This window comes from Streptomyces cinereoruber, assembly GCF_009299385.1.
In the GTDB taxonomy this organism is placed as follows: Bacteria; Actinomycetota; Actinomycetes; order Streptomycetales; family Streptomycetaceae; genus Streptomyces; species Streptomyces bikiniensis.
In genome coordinates this window covers 1,877,782-1,899,260 of the sequence record NZ_CP023693.1, presented here as the reverse complement: position 1 = coordinate 1,899,260, position 21,479 = coordinate 1,877,782, and the positions used below count along the sequence as shown (strand labels likewise).

The 21,479-nt window shown below is 74.9% G+C and carries 21 protein-coding genes and 1 riboswitch; of the genes, 10 read left to right on the top strand and 11 right to left on the bottom strand.

Going from position 1 to position 21,479, the window contains the following annotated elements; genetic code table 11:
• Positions 1 to 46: 46 nt before the first annotated feature.
• Complete coding sequence (cobC, locus tag CP977_RS08380) at positions 47 to 1,660, bottom strand: Rv2231c family histidinol phosphate aminotransferase CobC (RefSeq protein ID WP_372460688.1); 1,614 nt, start codon at positions 1,658 to 1,660, stop codon at positions 47 to 49.
• Positions 1,661 to 1,702: 42 nt separating this feature from the next.
• Between cobC and CP977_RS08375 the strand changes: the two genes are divergently transcribed.
• A complete protein-coding gene (locus tag CP977_RS08375) occupies positions 1,703 to 2,431 on the top strand; it encodes a ZIP family metal transporter (protein WP_062756664.1) in 729 nt (242 codons plus the stop codon).
• A gap of 2 nt (positions 2,432 to 2,433) precedes the next feature.
• Here the strand turns inward: CP977_RS08375 and CP977_RS08370 are convergent, their stop codons facing one another.
• The 7 genes from CP977_RS08370 to CP977_RS08340 form a co-directional block, all read right to left on the bottom strand.
• On the bottom strand, positions 2,434 to 3,804 hold the full coding sequence (locus CP977_RS08370; RefSeq protein WP_152369855.1) for a cobyrinic acid a,c-diamide synthase CobB: 1,371 nt from the start codon (positions 3,802 to 3,804) through the stop codon (positions 2,434 to 2,436).
• Positions 3,798 to 4,406, bottom strand: coding sequence for a cob(I)yrinic acid a,c-diamide adenosyltransferase (cobO, locus tag CP977_RS08365; RefSeq protein ID WP_062756666.1), 609 nt, complete (start codon positions 4,404 to 4,406; stop codon positions 3,798 to 3,800). Before cobO ends, CP977_RS08370 begins: the two co-directional genes overlap by 7 nt.
• On the bottom strand, positions 4,406 to 6,490 hold the full coding sequence (locus CP977_RS08360) for a putative cobaltochelatase (protein WP_152369854.1): 2,085 nt from the start codon (positions 6,488 to 6,490) through the stop codon (positions 4,406 to 4,408). The genes cobO and CP977_RS08360 overlap by 1 nt, the downstream gene beginning before the upstream one ends.
• 82 nt (positions 6,491 to 6,572) lie before the next feature.
• Complete coding sequence (locus tag CP977_RS08355) at positions 6,573 to 8,090, bottom strand: cobyric acid synthase (protein WP_062756667.1); 1,518 nt, start codon at positions 8,088 to 8,090, stop codon at positions 6,573 to 6,575.
• On the bottom strand, positions 8,087 to 9,058 hold the full coding sequence (locus CP977_RS08350) for a cobalamin biosynthesis protein (protein ID WP_152369853.1): 972 nt from the start codon (positions 9,056 to 9,058) through the stop codon (positions 8,087 to 8,089). Before CP977_RS08350 ends, CP977_RS08355 begins: the two co-directional genes overlap by 4 nt.
• Before the next feature lie 35 nt (positions 9,059 to 9,093).
• A riboswitch (cobalamin riboswitch) is annotated at positions 9,094 to 9,232 on the bottom strand.
• A gap of 135 nt (positions 9,233 to 9,367) precedes the next feature.
• Complete coding sequence (locus CP977_RS08345; RefSeq protein WP_062756669.1) at positions 9,368 to 9,589, bottom strand: hypothetical protein; 222 nt, start codon at positions 9,587 to 9,589, stop codon at positions 9,368 to 9,370.
• Positions 9,590 to 9,601: 12 nt separating this feature from the next.
• Positions 9,602 to 10,867 carry an inorganic phosphate transporter gene (locus CP977_RS08340; protein WP_062756670.1) on the bottom strand — a complete coding sequence of 422 codons (1,266 nt, stop codon included), beginning with the start codon at positions 10,865 to 10,867 and terminating at the stop codon, positions 9,602 to 9,604.
• A 382-nt stretch (positions 10,868 to 11,249) separates the two neighbouring features.
• Between CP977_RS08340 and CP977_RS08335 the strand changes: the two genes are divergently transcribed.
• Positions 11,250 to 12,377 carry an alpha/beta hydrolase gene (locus CP977_RS08335; protein ID WP_062756671.1) on the top strand — a complete coding sequence of 376 codons (1,128 nt, stop codon included), beginning with the start codon at positions 11,250 to 11,252 and terminating at the stop codon, positions 12,375 to 12,377.
• 209 nt (positions 12,378 to 12,586) lie between these two features.
• The gene (locus CP977_RS08330) at positions 12,587 to 13,996 is read left to right on the top strand and encodes a hypothetical protein (protein ID WP_079131256.1); all 1,410 of its coding nucleotides are present in this window, start codon (positions 12,587 to 12,589) and stop codon (positions 13,994 to 13,996) included.
• A gap of 49 nt (positions 13,997 to 14,045) precedes the next feature.
• Here the strand turns inward: CP977_RS08330 and CP977_RS08325 are convergent, their stop codons facing one another.
• Positions 14,046 to 14,447 carry a VOC family protein gene (locus CP977_RS08325; RefSeq protein ID WP_183953385.1) on the bottom strand — a complete coding sequence of 134 codons (402 nt, stop codon included), beginning with the start codon at positions 14,445 to 14,447 and terminating at the stop codon, positions 14,046 to 14,048.
• Positions 14,448 to 14,528: 81 nt separating this feature from the next.
• Positions 14,529 to 15,419: a KPN_02809 family neutral zinc metallopeptidase gene (ypfJ, locus tag CP977_RS08320; RefSeq protein WP_062756674.1), complete on the bottom strand. Its 891-nt coding sequence runs from the start codon at positions 15,417 to 15,419 to the stop codon at positions 14,529 to 14,531.
• Positions 15,420 to 15,732: 313 nt separating this feature from the next.
• Here ypfJ and CP977_RS08315 point away from each other — a divergent pair, with 313 nt between their 5' ends.
• The 3 genes from CP977_RS08315 to CP977_RS08305 all read left to right on the top strand — a co-directional run bounded on the left by CP977_RS08315 (position 15,733) and on the right by CP977_RS08305 (position 18,913).
• Positions 15,733 to 17,331, top strand: a complete 1,599-nt coding sequence (locus CP977_RS08315) for an ABC-F family ATP-binding cassette domain-containing protein (protein ID WP_062756675.1) — start codon at positions 15,733 to 15,735, stop codon at positions 17,329 to 17,331.
• Between the two features lie 430 nt (positions 17,332 to 17,761).
• Positions 17,762 to 17,983: a helix-turn-helix domain-containing protein gene (locus tag CP977_RS08310; RefSeq protein WP_006123601.1), complete on the top strand. Its 222-nt coding sequence runs from the start codon at positions 17,762 to 17,764 to the stop codon at positions 17,981 to 17,983.
• 129 nt (positions 17,984 to 18,112) lie between these two features.
• Complete coding sequence (locus CP977_RS08305) at positions 18,113 to 18,913, top strand: enoyl-CoA hydratase/isomerase family protein (protein ID WP_062756676.1); 801 nt, start codon at positions 18,113 to 18,115, stop codon at positions 18,911 to 18,913.
• Between the two features lie 12 nt (positions 18,914 to 18,925).
• Here the strand turns inward: CP977_RS08305 and CP977_RS08300 are convergent, their stop codons facing one another.
• On the bottom strand, positions 18,926 to 19,600 hold the full coding sequence (locus CP977_RS08300; protein WP_062756677.1) for a hypothetical protein: 675 nt from the start codon (positions 19,598 to 19,600) through the stop codon (positions 18,926 to 18,928).
• A 93-nt stretch (positions 19,601 to 19,693) separates the two neighbouring features.
• Here CP977_RS08300 and CP977_RS08295 point away from each other — a divergent pair, with 93 nt between their 5' ends.
• Genes CP977_RS08295 through CP977_RS08280 form a run of 4 tightly spaced genes read left to right on the top strand, consistent with a single transcriptional unit; the run spans position 19,694 to position 21,438 of the window.
• Entirely contained in the window at positions 19,694 to 20,182 is a 489-nt protein-coding gene (locus CP977_RS08295; RefSeq protein WP_062756678.1) for an Asp23/Gls24 family envelope stress response protein, read from the top strand.
• A 60-nt stretch (positions 20,183 to 20,242) separates the two neighbouring features.
• Positions 20,243 to 20,434 (top strand): hypothetical protein, encoded by a 192-nt coding sequence (locus CP977_RS08290; protein ID WP_030204980.1) that lies wholly within the window; start codon positions 20,243 to 20,245, stop codon positions 20,432 to 20,434.
• Between the two features lie 6 nt (positions 20,435 to 20,440).
• Positions 20,441 to 20,821, top strand: coding sequence for an Asp23/Gls24 family envelope stress response protein (locus tag CP977_RS08285; RefSeq protein WP_062756679.1), 381 nt, complete (start codon positions 20,441 to 20,443; stop codon positions 20,819 to 20,821).
• Positions 20,818 to 21,438, top strand: coding sequence for a DUF6286 domain-containing protein (locus CP977_RS08280; RefSeq protein ID WP_062756680.1), 621 nt, complete (start codon positions 20,818 to 20,820; stop codon positions 21,436 to 21,438). The genes CP977_RS08285 and CP977_RS08280 overlap by 4 nt, the downstream gene beginning before the upstream one ends.
• The last annotated feature ends 41 nt before the right edge of the window (positions 21,439 to 21,479 follow it).

Below are 21,479 nucleotides of genomic sequence, written 5' to 3'. Positions count from 1 at the left end.
CGTCGCCGGAAGACCTCGGCCCCGGCCCGTTCCCGGGACCCCTGCCTCAGCCGCCCATCAACAGCGCCTGGTCCAGCGCCTGGAGGAAGCGGTTCGTCGTCGCCCGGTCCCGGACCGCGAGCCGCAGCCAGTTCCGGTCGAGCCCCGGGAACGTGTCGCCCCGGCGGGCCGCGAAGCCCAACGACCGCAGCCGCTCCCGCACCGCGTCCGCCCCGTCGATCCGGACGAGCACGAAGGGGCCCTCCGCCCCCGCCACCGTCCGCACCTCGTCGAACTCCGCGAGCCCGGCGAGCAGATGGGCCCGCTCCACCCCGATCCGGTGCGCCGCGTGCTCGGCCTCCGCGAGCGCCGCCCGCGACATGCAGGCCTCCGCCGCCACCAGGGCGGGCGTCGACACCGGCCACAGCGGCTGCGCCCGCTCCAGGTCCGCGATCGTCCCGGGTGCGGCGAGCACGTACCCGATCCGCAGCCCGGCCAGGCCCCAGGTCTTGGTGAGGCTGCGCAGCACCACGAGCCCCGGCACGTCCGTCCGCCCGGCAAGCGACTCCCGCTCGCCCGGCACCGCGTCCATGAAGGCCTCGTCCACCACCAGGGTCCGCCCCGGGCGGGCCAGCGCGGCGATCGAGGCGGCGGGGTGCAGCACGGAGGTCGGATTGGTGGGGTTCCCGATCACCACCAGGTCCGCGTCCTCCGGGACCGCCGCCGGGTCCAGCCGGAAGCCGTCCTCCTCGCGCAGCAGCACCCGGCCCACCGCGTGCCCGGCGTCGCGCAGCGCCGCCTCCGGCTCGGTGAACTGCGGGTGCACCACCACCGGCCGCCGCGCCGGCAGCGCCCGCGCGAGCAGCACGAAGGCCTCCGCCGCGCCGGCCGTGAGCAGCACCCGGTCCGCGGGCAGGTCGTGCCGCTCGGCGACCGCGGCCCGCGCGACCCGGCCGTCGGGGTAGGCGGCGAGGCCGGTCAGGGAGTCGGCGATGCGTCTGCGCAGCCAGTCCGGAGGGGTGTCCGTCCGGACGTTGACCGCGAGATCGATGAGTTTCTCGTCCCTGACCTCGGCGTCACCGTGGTGGCGAAGGTCGTGGGCGTCGGTATGCGTGTGCATGTCCATGGCCGCCGTCGTGTGGGGGGTGGGGATGGTGGGGGGTGAGCCAGGCTCGCCAGCGATGTACCCGTGAGTTCGGGGCAACAACCGTGCGCCCGGGGCGTCTTCGTGCGATCGAACCGGGACGGAAGCGGCGAGAGCGCACGTTGCGCGCCGGGTTTTCCGCTTCGGTACGAGCAGCACGGCCCGCGCACGTGCCGGGGGCGCCGCCGGTTCGCCCGTGCCAGGGGCCACGACCGCGCCCGGGACCGCGCCCGCATCCGCGCCCGGCTCCGTACCCGCCGCCAGCAGGGCCGCCGCCTCCGCCACCGACGCCGTGCCCGTCGCGGCCAGGGGCCGGGCCGACGGGTGCGGTACGGACACGGCCGCCAGCTCCTCGGCGGCGAACCCCCGTACCGGCACGCCGAGGAGCGCCGCGGCCCCCGCGATCCCCGGCTCCGCCGCCCGCGCGTCGAGCGTGCCGAGGGACCGGACGGCCGTACGGGAAAGCCCCGCCTCCCGCAGCACCGCGTCCACGAGGGCCAGCACCTCGTCCACCGGGACGCCCGACCGGGCCCCCACACCGAGGTGCGCGGACGCCTCCCCATCCGATAGCAAAGCCCCATGGCTGTGGTCGTCGCGCTCGGCGCGTTCCTCATGACGCTCTTCGGAGGATGGGTCGCCGGACGCGTCACCGACCGGCGTCACCTGGTCCTCGGACTCTCCGGCGGACTCATGCTCGGCGTCGTCGGACTCGACCTCCTGCCCGAGGCCCTGGAGGCCGCCGGGGACGAGGTGTTCGGCGTCCCGGAGGCCCTGCTGCTCTTCGTCGGCGGCTTCCTCTTCGCCCACGTCGTGGAGCGCCTGCTCGCCGTGCGCCGGGCCGCGCACGGCGTCGCGGCCGGAGAGCGGGTCCCCCAGGTCGGCCTCACGGCGGCCGCCGCGATGGTCGGCCACAGCCTCATGGACGGCATCGCGCTCGGCGCCGCCTTCCAGGTCGGCGGCGGCATGGGCGCCACCGTCGCCCTCGCCGTCATCACCCACGACTTCGCCGACGGCTTCAACACGTACACGATCACGAGCCTCTACGGGAACGCGCGCCGCAAGGCCCTCGCGATGCTCGTCGCGGACGCCGTCGCCCCGATCCTCGGCGCCGCCTCCACTCTGCTGTTCACCCTTCCGGAGGAACTTCTCGGCGGCTATCTCGGGTTCTTCGGCGGCGCCCTGCTCTACCTCGCCGCCGCCGAGATCCTGCCGGAGGCCCACCACGACCACCCCGCCCGCTCCACCCTGCTGTGCACGGTGACGGGCGTCGGCTTCATCTGGCTCGTGGTGGGAGCCTCCGGCGGCTGAACTCACGTGACCGGACCGCCCGCGACAGAACCGGCGGCAGCCGCCACGAACCGCGCCGCCGCCTCGGGCGCGCCCGCCCAGTGCGTGTGCACGTAACTGGCGTGCACCCCTCCCCGTACGAACCCCTCCACGCGCCGCACCGGCTGCCGCAGCCCCCACGCGGCCCGCTCCCCGGCGCCCGGCTCGATCACGGTGCGGTGGAACTCGTGCCCCCGCATCCGCGCCCCGGCCGGCGCGAGGACGCTGTCGCTGACGGCCACCGCGTCCCGGTACCCCAGCGTCAGCCGCTCCGACATGCGCGCGTCCGCGTCCAGCACCCCGCACATGGGCCTGCCGTCGAGCGACCGCGCCAGGTAGAGCAGCCCGGCGCACTCGGCCGCGACCGGCGCGCCCGAGGCGGCGAGGTCGGCCACGGCCTTCCGCAGCGGCTCGTTGGCGGACAGCTCGCCCCCGTACACCTCGGGGAAGCCGCCGCCGATCACGAGCCCGGAGGTCCCCTCGGGCAGCGCCTCGTCCCGCAGCGGGTCGAAGGTGACGACCTCGGCCCCTGCGGCGGTCAGGAGTTCGGTGTGCTCGGCGTACGAGAACGTGAACGCGGCCCCGCCGGCCACCGCGATCCGGGGCCGCGCACCGGCGACGGCCGGCCCCACGACCTCCGGCGACCACGCCTCCGCGTGCAGCTCCGGCGCCGACCGGGCGAGCGCGAGCAGCGCCTCCAGGTCGCACCCGGCCAGGACCTGTTCGGCCTGCGCCGCCACCGCCTCCACGGCGGCGGCCTGCCGCTCGGCCACCGGCACGAGCCCCAGGTGCCGCGACGGCGTCGCCACGGCGGGCGCCCGCCGCAGCACGCCGAGGACCGGCACCCCGGACTCCCCGAGCGCCTCCCGCAGCAGGTGCTCGTGCCGGTCGGTGGCGACCTTGTTGAGGATCACGCCCCCGATCCGCACCTCCGGGTCCCAGGACGCGAACCCGTGCACGAGCGCCGCCACCGACCGCGACTGCGACGACGCGTCCACGACCAGTACCACCGGCGCCTTCAGGAGCTTCGCCACCTGCGCGGTGGACGCCAGCTCCCCCTGGTCGGCGGCCCCGTCGTACAGGCCCATGACCCCCTCGACCACGGCCAGGTCGCAGCCGCGCGACCCGTGCAGGAAGAGCGGCGCCACCAGCCCCGTGCCGCACATGTACGCGTCGAGGTTGCGCCCCGGGCGGCCCGTCGCGAGGGCGTGGTAGCCGGGGTCGATGTAGTCGGGGCCGACCTTGTGCGGGGAGACGGCCAGGCCGCGGCCGGCGAACGCGGCCATCAGGCCGGTCGCGACCGTGGTCTTGCCCGCGCCCGAGGAGGGCGCGGCGATGACGAGACGTGCTACCACTCGATGCCCCGCTGGCCCTTCTGACCGGCGTCCATCGGGTGCTTGACCTTGGACATGTCGGTGACGAGGTCCGCGAAGTCCACCAGCTCCCGGGGCGCGTTGCGGCCGGTGATGACGACGTGCTGCTGACCGGGACGGTCGCGCAGCACCTCCACGACCTCGTTCACGTCGATCCAGCCCCAGTGCAGGAGGTAGGCGAACTCGTCGAGGACGTAGAACTTGTACCTCTCCTCCGCGAGGTCCCGCTTGACCTGCTCCCAGCCCTCGCGTGCCTTGTCCTCGTGCGACTGCTCGCCCTCGGCGACCTCGCGCTGGATCCAGGACCAGCCCTCGCCCATCTTGTTCCAGGTGACCGTGCCGCCCTTGCCGGTCTCGCCGAGCGCCTTGAGGGCGTTCTCCTCGCCGACCTTCCACTTGGCGGACTTCACGAACTGGAACACCCCGATCGGCCAGCCCTGGTTCCAGGCGCGCAGCGCCATGCCGAAGGCGGCGGTCGACTTCCCCTTGCCGACGCCCGTGTGCACCATCACCAGCGCGCGGTTGCGGCGCTGGCGGGTGGTCAGACCGTCGTCGGGAACGACGGTCGGCTGTCCCTGCGGCATTAAGCGGCCCTCCTGGATGCGTGCCCTGCGTGTCCTGTCTGTACGTCCCTGACGAGCCCGGCGATCGCGTCGGCGCGCAGCTCGTCCAACGTCACGGCCGTGCCGCCGAGTTCGAGGGCGAGCCGCCCCGCGAGCCCGAGCCGCACCGGGCCGGTCTCGCAGTCCACGACGACCGACGCCGTGCCCTCGGCGGCGTGCAGCCGCGCCGCGCGGGCGGCGAGCGCCACCGGGTCCCCGGCCGCCCGCCCCCCGGTCGCCCGCCCGTCCGTCACGACGACCAGCAGGGGGCGGCGCGAGGGGTCCCGCAGCCGCTCGACCCGCAGCACGTCGTGGGCCTTGAGCAGCCCGGCCGACAGGGGGGTGCGCCCGCCCGTCGGCAGCTGTTCGAGCCGGGCGGCGGCCGCGTCCACGGACGAGGTCGGCGGCAGCGCCACCTCGGCGTCCCGGCCCCGGAAGGTGACCAGACCGACCTTGTCGCGCCGCTGGTAGGCGTCGAGGAGCAGCGACAGCACCGCGCCCTTGACCGCGCTCATCCGCTGCCGGGCCGCCATCGAGCCCGAGGCGTCGACCGCGAAGAGCACGAGGTTGCCCTCGCGGCCCTCCCGGGTCGCCTGCCGCAGGTCGTCGCGCCGGACCACGAGCCCCCGCCCGGTCCGCCCGCGCGCCTTCTGGTGGGGGGCGGCGGCCTGCACGGTCGCGGCCAGGTGCAGCTTGGTCAGCGCGCCCCGGGGCCGGGTGGAGCCGGTCGTACGGCCGTGCTCGGTCCGGGCCCGGGAGCGGCGCCCGGCCGCGCCCTCGCCGAGTCCGGGCACGCTGAGCACCTTCGTACGGAAGGGTTCGGCGGCCTTGACGGCGGCCCGCTCACCGGCACCCGCCCTCTGGGGAGCAGGCTCGGGTACGGGCGCCTCCTCCGGCGCCGGTACGTCCTCGGGCACGGGTCCGTCGCCCTGCGGCGGGATCCCGCCGCCGTCCGGACCGCCCCCGCCGGGGCCCCCGTCTCCCGGACCGCCGTCTCCCGGACCGCCGTCGTCCGGGCCGTCCGGCTCCGGGTCCGGGTCGGGGTCCGGGTCCTCGCCCTTGAACTGTTCGAGGGTCTCGTCCAGCTTGTCCTCGTCGAGCCCCGGCGCGTCGAAGGGCGAGCGCCGGCGGCGGTGGGGGAGGGCCAGGAGCGCGGCCTGCCGCACGTCCTCGGAGGTGACCCCGGTCCGCCCGGCCCAGGCGGCGAGCGCGGTGGCCGTGCGGGCCATGACGATGTCGGCGCGCATGCCGTCCACCTCGAACGCGGCGCAGGTCGCGGCGATCTGGAGCAGCACGGCGTCCCCGAGGGTCACCTGCGGGAGGAGGGCGCGCGCGGCGACGATCCGCCCGCGCAGCTCGGCCTCCTCGTCGGCCCAGCGCGCGGCGAACGCGGCCGGGTCGTCCTCGAAGGCGAGCCGCCGCCGCACGACCTCCACCCGCTGCTCGGGGTCGCGGGAGGCGGCGACCTCCACGGTGAGCCCGAACCGGTCGAGGAGCTGCGGCCGCAGCTCGCCCTCCTCGGGGTTCATGGTCCCGACGAGCAGGAACCGGGCGGCGTGCCGCACGGAGACGCCCTCGCGCTCGACGTTCGAGAAGCCCATGGCGGCGGCGTCGAGCAGCAGGTCGATCAGGTGGTCGTGGAGGAGGTTGACCTCGTCCACGTACAGGATGCCCCGGTGCGCGTCGGCGAGCAGCCCCGGCTCGAACGCCTTCACGCCCTCCGCGAGCGCCTTCTCGATGTCGAGCGAGCCGACGAGCCGGTCCTCGGAGGCGCCGACGGGGAGTTCGACCATCCGCGCGGGCCGCTCGGCCCCCGGCCCCGCCTCGTGCGGCCCGTCCGGGCAGCCCGGATCGGGGGACGCCGGGTCGCAGCTGAACCGGCAGCCCGCGACCACCGGCACGGCGGGCAGCAGCTCCGCGAGCGCGCGCACGGCGGTGGACTTCGCGGTGCCCTTCTCGCCCCGGACGAGCACGCCGCCCACGGCCGGGCTGACGGCGTTCAGGAGCAGCGCGAGCCGCAGGTCGTCCATGCCGACGACGGCGGTGAACGGGTACCGGGTGCTCATCGGGTGGTCTCTCCTTCGGATCGCTGATGTTCGGACGACGGCGCGCGGCCGCCGGGGAGGAGCCGGCGGCGGCCTCCCGTGCTCACGGCGCCCCCGGCGGCACGAACGGCAGCCCCGCCGGGGCGCCCTCCTCGATCAGCCGCAGCAGCGCGTCCGTGTCCGCGTGCTCCTCGATCAGGTCGCCGAGCCGGTCGAGCTGCTCCTCGCGCAGGGCGCCGAACGACGTGTCCGGCGCCGGGACGAACCGGCGCCCGGCCGCCGCCGCGACCTCCCGCAGGAACGCGCGCCGGAAGCCGTCGCTCTCCAGCGAGCCGTGCCAGTGGGTGCCCCACACGGCACCGACCCGGCACCCGTCCAGGAAGGGCTCCCCGCCCCGTACGTCCGCGACGCCGTGGTGGATCTCGTACCCCTCGACCCGCTCGCCGAGCGCCTCGCCGACCGGCCGGGCCAGGGTCTTCTCGACCCCGAACCGCACCCGTACGGGAAGCAGCCCGAGCCCGTCGACCACACCGGCCTTCGACTCGACCTCGTCCTCGATCCGCTCGCCGAGGGCCTGGAAGCCGCCGCAGATGCCGAGGACCGGGCGGCCCTCGGCCGCGCGCCGGGCCAGGGCGTCCGCCAGGCCGCGCTCCCGCAGCCAGGCGAGCGCCTTCACCGTGCCGCGCGTGCCCGGTACGACGACCAGGTCCGCGTCGACCAGCTCCTCGGGCCGGTCCACGAACCGGACGACCACGCCCGGCTCGGCCGCCAGCGCGTCCACGTCCGTGAAGTTGGACATCAGGGGGACGGCGCAGACGGCGACCCGCAGCACGTCCGCGCCGACCGGCGGCGCCACCACCGACTCCCGGACGGTGCCCCGCAGGGAGACCCGCAGACCGTCCTCCTCGTCGATGCCGAGCCCGTGCGCGTACGGCAGGACGCCGAAGGTCCGGCGCCCGGTCAGGCCGTACAGCATGTCGAGCCCGGGTTCGAGCAGGCTCACGTCGCCCCGGAACTTGTTCACCAGGTACCCGGCGACGAGCGACTGGTCCTCGGGGGACAGCAGCGCCGTCGTGCCGAAGAACTGGGCGAAGACCCCGCCCCGGTCGATGTCCCCGACCACCACCACGGGCAGCTTCGCGGCCCGCGCCACGCCCATGTTCACGATGTCGGTGCGCCGCAGGTTGATCTCGGCCGGGCTGCCGGCGCCCTCGCAGATCACCGCGTCGTACGTGCTCCGCAGCTCCTCCAGGCAGGCCATGACCGGCTCGAAAAGCTCCTTCTGCCGCCCCCCGTGGTAGCCCTTGGCACTCAGCTCGCCCACCGGCTTCCCCATCAGGACGACCTGGCTGGACCGGTCGCCGCCCGGCTTCAGCAGCACCGGGTTCATCAGCGCGGTCGGCTCGACCCGGGCGGCCTGCGCCTGCATGGCCTGGGCCCGCCCGATCTCGGCGCCCTCGCGCGTGACGAAGGAGTTGAGGGACATGTTCTGCCCCTTGAACGGCGCCACCTTCAGACCCTTGCGGACCAGCCACCGGCAGATCCCGGCCGTCACGACGCTCTTGCCCGCGTCGGACGTGGTCCCGGCGACCAGCAGCCCCCCGCCCTTCCCGCCCCTCATGAAGCCCTCCGCTTCCCGCGCCGCACGGCGTCGGCGATCAGACGGCCGCCCACGCAGGCGGCCAGGGTCAGCGCGGTCACCCGGCGCGAGAGCGCCACCGCCCGTTCGATGTCCGCCACCTCGACGGCCCGCCCCTCCCCGTTCAGCACCGGCCGGTGCTCGACGCGTCCGCCGTACGAGAGGGTGCCCCCGAGCCGCACGCCCAACGCGCCCGCGAAGGAGGCCTCGACCGGGCCCGCGTTGGGGCTCGGGTGCTTCGAAGCGTCCGCCCGCCAGGCCCGTACGGCCCCGCGCGGATTCCCGCCGGCGACGGTCGCGAGGACGGCGGTCAGACGGGCGCCCGGCCCGCCGGCCAGGTCGTCGAGGCGGGCCGAGGCCCAGCCGAAGCGCCGGTACCGGGGCGACCGGTGGCCGACCATCGCGTCCAGGGTGTTGACCGCCCGGAAGCCGACGAGCCCCGGCACGCCCGCGACCGCGCCCCAGAACAGGGCGCCGACCACGGCGTCCGAGGTGTTCTCCGCGACCGACTCGACGACCGCGCGGGCCATCGCGGGGCCGTCCAGGGACTGCGGGTCGCGCCCGCACAGGTGCGGAAGGCGCTCCCGGGCCACCTCCAGGTCCCCGGCGGCCAGCGCCCCGCCGATCGCGCGGGCCTCCCGGCCCAGGGTCGTCCCGCCGACGACGGCCCACACGGAGGCGGCGGTCAGCGCGACGGCGGCGGCCGGCCGGTCCCGTACGGCCCGGGCGGCGAGGGCCCCGAGGGCGACGGTGGAGCCGGCGCAGACGGCGGTGTGCAGGGCGCCCCAGCCCCGGTGGTCGTGGTGGAGGCGCCGCTCGACGACGGCGGCGGCCCGGCCGAACGCGGCGACGGGGTGGCCCCTGCGGGGGTCCCCGAGGAGCAGGTCGACGGCGAGGCCCGCGGCCGCTCCGTACGCGAAGACACCGGTGGCTCTGCTGCGGCCGGGCATGGCGCTATGTCCTCACTCAGGGTCCGCGCCCTGGATCGACGTGACCGGCGGCGAGAGTTCCTGACTCCCGGACCCTCGGATCCGGTCACAGTGGCGGGACCGCGCCGGATTCGCACCGGACTTCCTCTGCTGCCGCCGTAATGGCCCCGGCAGTCCACCACGCGCCGAGAACGGGCGTCAACCCAGCCTTGACCTGCGGCGGCGCACTGTGCGGAGCACCACAGGAAGCGCGGCGGAAAAGGGACCGGGCGGCCCGCACCCGAAGGTGCGGACCGCCCGGCCGGTGGAGCGGGGGCCGTCGGACGACGATCAGACGACGATCAGGTAGATGCCGTACGCCACGGCCGCCAGGCACAGCCCGAAGCAGGCGTAGGCGCCGGTGCGGGCCAGGGCGGCGGAGCCTCCCCGGGCCTCGGCCTCCTCCTGCTTGGTGAGGCCGACGATGCCGAGGGTGAAGAGGCCCACCAGGACGACGGTCGCCACGAGGCTGACGCCGAAGACGGAGCCGAGGGCTGCCCAGTCGATCTTCATGTGGTTCTTTCCTTAGACCTTCGCGGCCGGGGCCGGGGGAGCGGTCGGGTCGGTGGGGGCCGGGGCGAGGATGGTCGCCTTGAGGTCCTCGTCGGCGACGGCGGCGACGGAGCCGGGCGGCGGCGGGGTGACGGCGGCGATGGCGGTGGTCACCACGCCCGCGGGCTCGGCGTCGAGGTCGTCGGCCGTGACGTTGTGGTGGTCGACCGGCTTGCGGCGGGAGAGCGCCCAGATGACGGCCGAGCCGGCCACGAGCAGGACCGCGACGGCGGCGATGCCCCAGGGGCCCTGCTTGGTGAGGAACTCGGCGCCGGCGCCGACCAGGCCCGCGGCGGGCAGGGTCAGGCCCCAGGCGACGAACATCCGGGTCGCGGTCGACCAGCGGACGACACCGCCCTTGCGGCCGAGGCCGGCGCCCATCACGGCACCCGAGCAGGACTGGGTGGTGGAGAGGGAGAAGCCGAGGTGCGAGGAGGCCAGGATGACCGTCGCGGCGCTGGTCTGGGCGGCGAAGCCCTGCTGCGGCTGGAGGTCGGTGAGGCCCTTGCCCATGGTGCGGATGATGCGCCAGCCGCCCAGGTAGGTGCCGAGCGCGATGGCGACACCGGCCGAGACGACGACCCACAGGGGCGGGTTCGAGCCGGGGGCGACGACGCCCTGGGTGACCAGGGCGAGGGTGATGATGCCCATCGTCTTCTGGGCGTCGTTGGTGCCGTGGGCGAGGGAGACGAGACCGGCGGAGGCGATCTGGCCGGCCCGGTAGCCCTTGGCCGTGGCCTTCGCCTCGGGGTTGGCCTTGATCTTGTACGTCAGCTTGGCCGCGAACATGGCGGCGAGGCCCGCGACGAGCGGCGCGGCGACGGCCGGGATGAGGACCTTGGTGACGATGGTGGAGCCGTTCACGGCCGACCAGCCGGCCGACATGACCGCGGCGCCGATGAGACCGCCGAAGAGCGCGTGCGAGGAGCTGGACGGGAGTCCGAGCAGCCACGTCAGCAGGTTCCACAGGATGGCGCCGACCAACGCGGCGAAGATCACCTCTGTGCGGATGCCCTCTTCGTTGATGATCCCGCCGGAGATCGTCTTGGCGACCTCCACGGACAGGAACGCGCCGATGAGGTTGAGCACGGCGGACATGGCCACCGCCGTCTTGGGCTTGAGCGCACCGGTCGAGATGGTCGTGGCCATCGCGTTGGCGGTGTCGTGGAAACCGTTCGTGAAATCGAACACGAGAGCTGTCACGACCACAATGGCGAGCAGCAGCGTGATGTGTTCCATTTACCCAGGCAATCGTTTGACGTCAGTGGCTGGTCGAACGTAAGCAACCTGGGTGAACGGAAGATGAACTGGGGCGGGCGGCGTGGTGTCCCTAACCGGTGTCAAGAGATTCCGCTTAGTGCTCCGGAGGGGTCCCCGGGAGGGGCCGTCCACGATGCGGTCGCCCTGCGACCCCGGGTAATCCGGGCCCGCGCAAGGTCTCGGCGGTCCGTCCCGGTTCCGCCCCCGCCGCCCGGTTCCGCTCCCCGGACCGGACCACCCGACCGGGGGACCCCGCCGAGGAGACCCGCGTCACTCTCCCGGGGAGGGCCCCCGCACCCCGGAACGCATCCCTCCGGACCCTCCGGTGGCACCCCGGTCCCGTCCTGCGGACACTGGGGGTGTGCGCCCGGCTACAGCGACGGCAGCGGCCGTCACCACCCTGCTCGGTGCCGGCGCGGCCGCGGTCGCGGCCGGCCGGTACGCCAGCGACCTCGCCCTCAAGGCGTCGTCCGTACGCCCCCTGCCCGGCGATCCGAGACTGACCGTGCACGCCACGGGCCCCGACCGGATCACCCTCACCCGCAGCCTCGCCTCGCTGCGCCCCGGCACGTACGGCATGGAGGGCCACGGCCTGCACGCCGTCCTCGGCCCCGTCCTCGCCCGGGCCCCGCACACCGCCGACACCGTCGTCCGGCGCCTGGAGCGGATCGAGCTCGGCGCCCCCGGGCCCGGCGCCCGCGTCCGGCTCACCCCCGCGCTCCACCGCGGCACGCCCGCGAGCGCCCTCGGGCTCGACCACGAGGACGTGGAGATCCCCGGCGAGCTCGGCCCCCTGCCCGCCTGGCTCGTGCCCGCCCCGCGCACCACCTGGGTGATCGCCCTGCACGGCCTCGGCACCACCCGCGAGCACCCGCTCAACGTCGTCCCCTTCTACCACCGGCACCGCATCCCCGTCCTCGTCCCCGCCTACCGGGGCGACGAGGGCGCGCCGCCCTCCCCGGACGGCCTCACCCACCTCGGCGACTCCGAGTGGCGCGACGTCGACGCGGCCCTGCGCTACGCCGTCCGCCGGGGCGCCCGCGAGGTCGTCCTGCACGGCTGGGGACCCGGAGCCTCGATGGCCCTGCGCGCCGCCGCCGAATCGGGGGTCCGCGACCGGATCGGCGGCCTCGTCCTCGACTCCCCGGTCCTGGACTGGGAGGTCACCCTCCGCAACCTCGCGTCGGCCCGGCACGTCCCCGGCTTCCTGGTCCCGCTCGCCGTCCGCGCCGCCCAGGGCAGGACCGGCCCCCACGACGACCTGCTCCGGCTCGCCTCGGCCCCCGGCGCCCTGCGCGCCCCGACCCTCCTCTTCCACGGCCCCGAGGACGCGATCGCCCCCTGGGAGCCCTCCGTCGAACTCGCCGCCCGCCGCCCCGACCTGATCAGCCTCCGGACGGTCCGGGACGCCCCGCACGCGGCGATGTGGAACCCGGACCCGACCCGCTACGAGGAGTCCCTGCGGCGCTTCCTCGTCCCGCTGCTCTGAGCCCCCGGTACTGCTCCGGGGACCGCCCGGCACCGGCCCGAGGCCTTTCCCCTACCGGCCGGGAGCGCCGGGCCGGGGGACTTCGCGCGGTCTTCCCGAAGTCTCCGCGAGGTCTCCGTACCGTCTCCGCCGGCCCTCCGCGGGCCCCGTTCCGACGGCGCGGCCGATTCCGATTGGGCTTTCGGGCCGTCAGCGGGAAGACTGCCCCCGTGACGTCTCGAAAGCCCGATGAACCATTGGCGCGCAACTCCAGACTCCGACTCGTCCGCCCACGGTCGCTGGCCACCGCCCGACGGGCCGTGACGACCCGGCGCACCCGGCCGGCGCCGCGGCCGCCCGAGGGCACTCCGCCCCGCGCGGAACTCGCCCGCCAGGCCCGGCACGTCCTCGCCGACGCCGTACGGATCGCCCGCTGGGCCGCCGTCGAGGGCGGCGCCCGGACGGCCCCCCGTACCGGCCCCGGCGCCGTCCCCCCGCAGGAACGGGCCGCCGCCGCGCTCGACCTGACGCCCGGCCAGGTCCGGGCCGGCTGGGACCGCGCCCGGCTCGCCGGACTCGTCGAGCTCCACGGCGACACCGCCCGCCCCGGCTGGCGGCTGCACGCCTGGGACCGCGACGACTCCGCCGTACTGCGCGGCTGGGTCGCCCTCTTCGACGCCTGGTCCCTGGTGCACCCGGCCCCCGAGGGGGTCGCCCCGGGCGCCGTCGCCGAGGTCGTCGAGGCCGTCCCGCAGGTCCTCTCGCTCCTCCAGCTCTCCCAGGGCCCGGTCCCCGTCCCCGCCCTCCTCGACCTCCTCGGCCAGCGGGTCGAGGAGCTCCGCGGAGAGCGCTGCGAGGTCCCCGTGCCCGAACGGGCCCCCGAGGCCCCCGCCGAGGCGGGCACCGCCGGGCTCCCCGCCCTCCTCGACTGGGCCCTGGAGGGCCTGGCCGCCGTCGGCGCGCTCACCCTGGACCCCGGCGCCGACGAGCGCCACGCCACCCTGACCCCGCTCGGCAACTGGGCCGTGTGGGTCAAGCTGGAGCAGATCTGCGTCGCCGCGCAGAGCCCCGCGGGCAACATCGAGCAGTCCGCCGAGGACATGCTCCGCGGCTGCGCCCGGCTCACCCCCGGCCCGGCCCGCGACGAGTACCGCGCCTGGCTCGCGGCCCGCACCCTCTCCAGCGCGGTGGCCGAACTCCTCGCCGTCGCCCGGGGCGAGGACGCCCTGCTGCGCGGCCTCGCCTTCGAGGCGCTCCGGGTCGTCGGCGCCCCCGCAGAGGCCGAGGTCCGGGCCACCGTCGCCGAGCCCCCGCTGCGCCCGTACGCGCTGCTCTGGCTCGCCGAGTACGAGGGCGCCGACCCCGACGACGCCCAGGAGGTGCTGACCCGGGAGGAGGCCACCTGGCTCTGGGTGGACACCGCCGCGGCCGTCGCCGACCACGGCGAGAGCGCGCTGCTCGTCCGCCACCTGGACTCCGCCGTGCAGGGCACCGTCCCCGCGCTGCTCGACGAGGTCCGGGCCGTCGGCCACCCCCGTACCGTCCAGGTCCTGGTCGCCCTCGCCGCCGCCCACCCGGACCCGGCCCTGGCCAAGGCGGTCCGCAGGGCCGCCTTCCAGGTCCACACCGGGGGAGCGTGACGCACGGCGCCGGGGAGACCGGGCCGCCGGGGAAGATCCCGGCGCCCGGCTACTCCGCGGCGCCGGGGCTGTACGTCCCGAAGCTCCAGACGTTGCCCTCGGCGTCCCGGGCCATGTAGTCCCGGGCGCCGTACTCCTGGTCCGTGGGCGGCGTCAGGACCTCCACCCCGTGGGCGACCGCGCGCGCGTGGTGCTCGTCCACGTCGTCCACGTGCACGAAGACGCCCGCCGGGCCGGCACCGGCCATCGCCTTGTCGAAGGCGCTCCCGGTGCCCCTGCTGCCCAGCATCACGACCCCGTTCCCCAGGGACAGCTCGGCGTGCACGACGCGCCCGTCCTCGCCCTCGTACACGCCGGTCGCGGTGAAGCCGAAACCCTCCGTGAGGAGCGCGATCGCCGCCTTCGCGTCCTCGTACAGCAGCGTCGGGCAGATGTGGGGTGTCCCGGTCATCCCGACCACGTCCTCTCGCAATCGACGGCGTGTGATCCAGGTCTCAGTCTCGCAGCCGCCACCGACAACGCCGGGGAAGCCTCAGCGGAAGGTGTCGCACCGGGCCATGTCGCCCGTCTCGTACCCCCGGTGGAACCACTGCTGCCGCTGCGCCGCCGAGCCGTGGGTCCAGCTCTCCGGTGTCACCCGGCCCTGGAACCTCTCCTGGATCCGGTCGTCGCCCACCGCGGCCGCCGCGTCCAGACCGTCCCGGATGTCCTGGTCGGTGAGCTTCGTCAGCAGCAGCCGGCCGGTCTTCTCGTCGGGCGTGGTCGTCGCGTGCCGCGCCCACACGCCCGCGTAGCAGTCGGCCTGGAGCTCGACCCGCACCGCGTTGGAGTCCGCGCCGGTCCGCCCGTCCTGGGCGCGGCCCAGGGTCCCCATCAGGTTCTGGACGTGGTGGCCGTACTCGTGCGCCACCACGTACGCCTGGGCGAAGGGCCCGCCGCTCGCCCCGAACTTGGTGCGCAGCTCCTCGAAGAAGTCCAGGTCCAGATAGACCTGCCGGTCGCCGGGGCAGTAGAACGGCCCCACCGCCGAGGTCGCCGTGCCGCACGCGGTCCCGACCCGCTGGGTGAAGAGCTCGGTGGAGGCGGTGCCGTAGGTCCCGCCCCGGCGCTCGTACTCGCTCCGCCAGTAGTCCTGCACGCTGTTGACGACGGCCACGATCCGGCAGTCGTCGCGCGTGTTGGCGTCCGAGCCCTTCCGGCAGACCTGGTCCACCCGGGTCGCCGGGGACGAGGTCGCGGCCGGCTGGTCGCCGCCGTCCGAGAGCCCCAGCTGCTCGGGGCCCACCCCGAAGAACAGCCCCAGGACCAGCGCGACGAAACCGATGATCCCGCCGCCGATGGTCGCTCCGCCGCCCGGGATCCGGCCGCCCCGGGAGTCCTCGACCTCCGAGGTGTCCAGATCGGCGTTGTCGTCGAACTGCACGGTCCACCACCCTCCGCTGTCCGCCGGGCAGTGACCGCCGCCCTGCGCCGAGTATCGGACGCCCGTGTACCCGGCGCTTCTTTTGCGAAGCGCCGGTGGGAGCGGCGGGCGGGGGAGACGCGGAAGGCGGCGGTCCGCCGGGAGCGGAGGGCGGAGCGGAGGCCCGGACGGCGGCGGTCCGCGCCCCGTATGGCCGAAAACCAGTTGCAGGGGCCCGTTAGACTGGCCGTATGGCCATTCTCCCCGTGCATTAGCGGCGTCGAAGCCCTCCACCCCGTCCTTCCGCCGTTCCCCACCGCCCTGGAGTCTGTCCGTGATCACCGCTTCCGGCATCGAGCTGCGCGCCGGCGCCCGCGTCCTCATCGAGTCCGCTTCCTTCCGCGTCGCCAAGGGCGACCGCATCGGCCTGGTCGGCCGCAACGGAGCGGGCAAGACCACCCTCACCAAGTGCCTGGCCGGCGAGGGCCAGCCCGCCGGCGGCACCATCGCCCGCTCCGGCGAGGTCGGCTACCTCCCGCAGGACCCGCGCACCGGCGACCTCGACGTCCTGGCCCGCGACCGCATCCTCTCCGCCCGCGGCCTCGACACCCTCCTCAAGAAGATGCGGGCGAACGAGGAGCGGATCGCCACCGGCAGCGGCGCCACCCGCGACAAGGCCCTGCGCCAGTACGAGCGCCAGGAGACCGAGTTCCTCACCAAGGGCGGTTACGCGGCCGAGGCCGAGGCCTCCACCATCGCCGCCGCCCTCGGCCTGCCCGACCGGGTCATGGGCCAGCCGCTGCACACCCTCTCCGGCGGTCAGCGCCGCCGCGTCGAGCTCGCCCGGATCCTCTTCTCGGACGCCGACACGCTCCTCCTCGACGAGCCGACGAACCACCTCGACGCCGACTCCATCGTCTGGCTGCGCGACTACCTGAAGACCTACCGCGGCGGCTTCATCGTCATCTCCCACGACGTGGACCTGGTCGAGACCGTGGTCAACAAGGTCTTCTACCTGGACGCCAACCGCTCCGTGATCGACGTCTACAACATGGGCTGGAAGCTCTACCAGCAGCAGCGCGAGGCCGACGAGAAGCGCCGCAAGCGCGAGCGCCAGAACGCCGAGAAGAAGGCCGCCGCGCTCAACTCGCAGGCCGACAAGATGCGCGCCAAGGCCACCAAGACCGTCGCCGCGCAGAACATGGCCAAGCGCGCCGAGCGCCTGCTCTCCGGCCTGGAGGCGGTGCGCGCCTCCGACAAGGTCGCCAAGCTGCGCTTCCCGGAGCCCGCGCCCTGCGGCAAGACCCCGCTGACGGCCGAGGGGCTCTCCAAGTCGTACGGCTCCCTGGAGATCTTCACCGACGTGAGCCTCGCCATCGACAAGGGCTCGCGCGTCGTCATCCTCGGCCTCAACGGCGCCGGCAAGACGACCCTGCTGCGCCTCCTCGGCGGGGTCGAGGAGCCCGACACCGGCGAGGTCACCCCGGGCCACGGCCTCAAGCTCGGCTACTACGCCCAGGAGCACGAGACGCTCGACCCGGACCGGACCGTCCTGGAGAACATGCGCTCGGCCGCGCCCGACCTCGACCTGGTCGAGGTCCGCAAGACGCTGGGCTCGTTCCTCTTCTCCGGCGACGACGTCGACAAGCCGGCCGGGGTGCTCTCCGGCGGCGAGAAGACCCGGCTCGCCCTGGCGACCCTGGTCGTCTCCTCGGCGAACGTGCTGCTCCTCGACGAGCCCACCAACAACCTGGACCCGGCCAGCCGCGAGGAGATCCTCGGCGCGCTGCGCACGTACAAGGGCGCCGTCGTCCTCGTCACCCACGACGAGGGGGCCGTGGAGGCGCTCGACCCGGAGCGGATCATCCTGCTCCCGGACGGCGTCGAGGACCTGTGGGGCGCGGACTACGCGGACCTGGTGGCCCTGGCCTGACCCCTGCAGGGGCCCGGGGAGCCCTCGCGGGCCCCCGGGAAGGCCCCCGCGAACCCCTCCCGGACCCTTTCCGAACCCCTCCCAGGCCCTTCCCGGACCCGAAACGATCACTCGGGGCTGGATCATTCGGCTCATCGGTGATCCTTCATCTGAGTGAGGACGTCTCGTACCCGTCGGCGCGGTGCTCTGCTGAATCTTTCCGGCAGACCCGCGCCGCACGCGTCTCTCCGACGCGCCGCTGACCTGGCACTTCCCGCCCCGGCCGGCGCGGCGGCGTCTTTCCCCGTGATCGGAATTCAGGGTTCCGGTCGTGACGACGGGGTACGCGTCCACCAACGAAGCGGCACGGACCTTGTCGAATGGGTGGCCAGGACGGACGGGAGGGGTGATCATGAGAAGTCCAGAGCGCACTTCCCATGAGGAGGCACGGGTGGCCGAGACTCTGAAGAAGGGCAGCCGGGTGACCGGCGCCGCGCGCGACAAGCTCGCGGCAGACCTGAAGAAGAAGTACGACTCCGGTGCGAGCATCCGGGCGCTGGCCGAGGAAACCGGCCGCTCCTACGGATTCGTCCACCGGATGCTCAGCGAGTCCGGAGTCACGCTGCGCGGACGCGGCGGGGCGACCCGGGGCAAGAAGGCGGCCTCGGCCTGACAGAGGGGCGGCCCGACCGGGCCATCGGGTCTCCCGGTGGCCACCCGGTCGGCCCTGCGGCCGACCGGGTGGTTACTGTGCAGTCACTTAGCATCGGACGCAGTGCTGCACCGGAACCGGAGGCGCCCCATGACCACGCTCGACGACTCTGAGCCCGTATTCGACAAGGACGGTGTACGGCTCACCGTCGAGGACGCCGTTGCCACGGTGACCCTGACCAACCCGGCGAAGCGCAACGCCCAGTCTCCCGCTCTGTGGCGGGCGTTGACGGAAGCCGGGCGGTCGTTGCCGGGCAGCGTGCGGGTCGTGGTCCTGCGCGGCGAGGGCAAGTCCTTCTCCGCCGGACTCGACCGGCAGGCGTTCACGCCCGAGGGCTTCGACGGCGAGCCGTCCTTCCTCGACATGGCGCGCGGGTCCGACGAGGACCTCGACGCCGTCATCGCCGAGTACCAGGAGGCGTTCACCTGGTGGCGCCGCGGCGACCTCGTGTCGATCGCGGCCGTCCAGGGGCACGCCATCGGCGCGGGCTTCCAGCTCGCCCTCGCCTGCGACCTGCGGGTCGTCGCCGAGGACGTGCAGTTCGCCATGCGCGAGACCAGCCTGGGCCTCGTCCCCGACCTCACCGGTACGCACCCCCTCGTCTCCCTCGTGGGCTACGCCCGCGCCCTGGAGATCTGCGCCACCGGACGCTTCGTGCACGCCGACGAGGCCGAGCGCATCGGCCTCGCCAACCTCGCCGTGCCCGCCGACCAGCTCGACGCGGCCGTACGGGACCTCACCGCCGCCCTGCTCGCGGCGCCCCGCGACGCGGTCAACGAGACCAAGGCGCTCCTCCAGGGCGTCTCCGGCCGCTCCTACGAGGAGCAGCGCGTCGCCGAGCGCGCCGCCCAGGGCCGCCGCCTGCGCGACCTCGCGGGCCTCGGCGACTGACGCAGGACCCCTTCAGCGCAGTTCCGACACCAGTACCGTGACCGCGGTCGCCCCACCGGCGGCCGCGGTCGCGGCGCTCCGGGCGGCGCGGGCCACGTCCAGCGGGCAGCGGCCCGCCGTCATGGCCAGCTCGACCCGCAGCGCCTCCCCGCTCCGGCGCACCGGCGGCCCCAGCGCGTCCGTCATCCCCGCCACCCCCTCGACCCGCAGCACCGCCAGGGCCACCGGATCGTCCGTCGCCGGGGAGGGCCGGCCCGGCGGGGGAGCGGCCGGACCCTCCTCCGGGGCCGCGTCGAGCAGTTCCGTCACCCGCAGGTCCACGGACGTCACCGGCAGTCCGATCCTGTCCGCCGCCGCCCCGAGCAGGGCCGCCCGCAGCTCCTCGGACACCTCCGGCAGCGGCCGGCCCGCCACCGCCGCGAACTCCGCCGTGATCCGCAGCGGCCCCGGCGGCAGCCCGCCCGGCGGCACCGGAAGCGGCTCCGGGCCCGGCTCCCCGTCCGGATCGGGGCCGACCCGGAGCCTGCCCGGCACCACCCCCCGTACCGCCGCGGCGGTCCCGTCGAGGACCTGCCGCACCGCCCGCTCCGTGATCCAGGCGCCGTCCTCCGCCGCGCCCAGGGGCAGCAGCCTGCCCGGGGCGAGGCGGTCCCGGACCGCCGCCGTCCATCCCTCAGCCGTCGTCATTCCCCCAGACTGCCGCATCAGCGGAGCGGAACGGGGGAAACGCCCTTAATGTGAGCGAGGAACCCCGAAATATCCCAGAAGGGGCGAAAGCTGATGACGGACACCACCCACACCGGAGACTCCGGCTCGGACGAGTCGCGCCGCACCTCCGTGACCAAGCGCGGCGGCGGTCCCGCCGCCACCCGCGGCAAGACGACCATCGCCGACGGCGTGGTCGAGAAGATCGCCGGTCTCGCCGCGCGTGACGTCGACGGCGTCCACGCCATGGGCAGCGGCCTCTCCCGCACCTTCGGCGCCGTACGCGACCGGGTCCCCGGCGGAGGCGGCAGCAAGGCGAACGCCACGCGCGGGGTGAAGGCCGAGGTCGGCGAGGTACAGACCGCGCTCGACCTGGAGATCGTCGTCGAGTACGGGTACGCCATCTCCGACGTCGCGGGCGACGTCCGGGAGAACGTCGTCAACGCCGTGGAGCGGATGACCGGCCTCGAAGTCGTCGAGGTCAACATCGCGGTCAGCGACGTGAAGCTGCCCGACGACGACGATGACGACGACGGCGACGACGATCAGCGCCGACTCCAGTAGGACCGTCGAACCCAGCAGGCACCGGACACCCGGCGGACAGGGCCAGGAAAGGGACTCGGAATGAGCATGGCGGTGGTCGGCCTGTTGGCCGGCATGGCTCTCGGCTTCGCCGGATACTTCGGCGGCTTCGGAGCGTTCGTACTGGTCGCGGCCCTCGGAGCGGTCGGCTTCGTGGTCGGCCGCTTCGCCGACGGAGACCTCGAACCCGGCGACCTGTTCCGGGGACGCGAGCGCGGCGACCGGCGGCGGTGACGCGGGGTGGCGACGGACCTTGCAGCGGCCCCGGCGGCGGACACGGCACGCGACCCGGTACGTGACCGGGGAGCGACCGACATCGCCGACCGGGTCGTCGCGAAGATCGCCGCCCAGGCGGCCCGGGAAGCGCTCGACCGCGTTCCGAAGGGGGGCTCGAAACCCCACGCCTCGGTCGTCGTCCACCGCGACGCCGCCCGCGTCGCGGTGACCCTCGAACTCGACTACCCCTCCGACGTCGGCCGCCAGTGCGGCGCCGTCCGCAGCCGGGTCCGCAGCCGGGTGGAACACCTCGTGGGCCTGGAGGTCCACGAGGTGACCGTCGACGTGGAACGCCTCCACTCCGCCCACACCCGCGACGACACGCCGAGGGGCCGCCTCTCATGACCACCACTCCGGCACCGGACCCCTCTCCCGTCCGGGACGAGGAGGAGAAGAAGCCCGACACCGCCCCCGCGGCCCCCGCCCGCCGCTTCTGGGCGGTGCGCCGCGTTCCCGCCGCCCTGCTCGCCGCCGTCGTCCTCGGCGGCGCCGGGCTGCTCCTCTACGACGTGGCGGCCGTACGGGCCGACCACTCCGCCATGGCCTGGCGCAAGGAGGTGGCCGACGGCCTCGCGACCCGGCCGCTCGACTCCACCTGGGTCCTCGTCGGCGCGTCCCTCGCGGCCGCCCTCGGCCTCTGGCTCCTGTTCCTGGCCCTCACCCCCGGACTGCGCTCCGTCCTGCCCATGCGCCGGGACCACCCCGACGTACGGGCCGGACTCGACCGCGGAGCCGCGTCCCTCATCCTGCGGGACCGCGCCATGGAGGTCTCCGGCGTGCAGTCCGCGAAGGTGCGCGTCCGCCGCTCCAAGGCCGCCGTCCGGGCCGTCTCGCACTTCCGGGACCTCGACGAGGTCCGCGCCGACCTGGAGCACGCGATCGCCACCGGCATCGACGAACTCGGCCTCGCCCGCCCGCCCGCGCCGAAGGTACGGGTGGCCCGGCCGCCCCGGAAGGGATGACCGGCCCGATGCCGCCCCACGAGAAGACCCCGCCCCGCGCC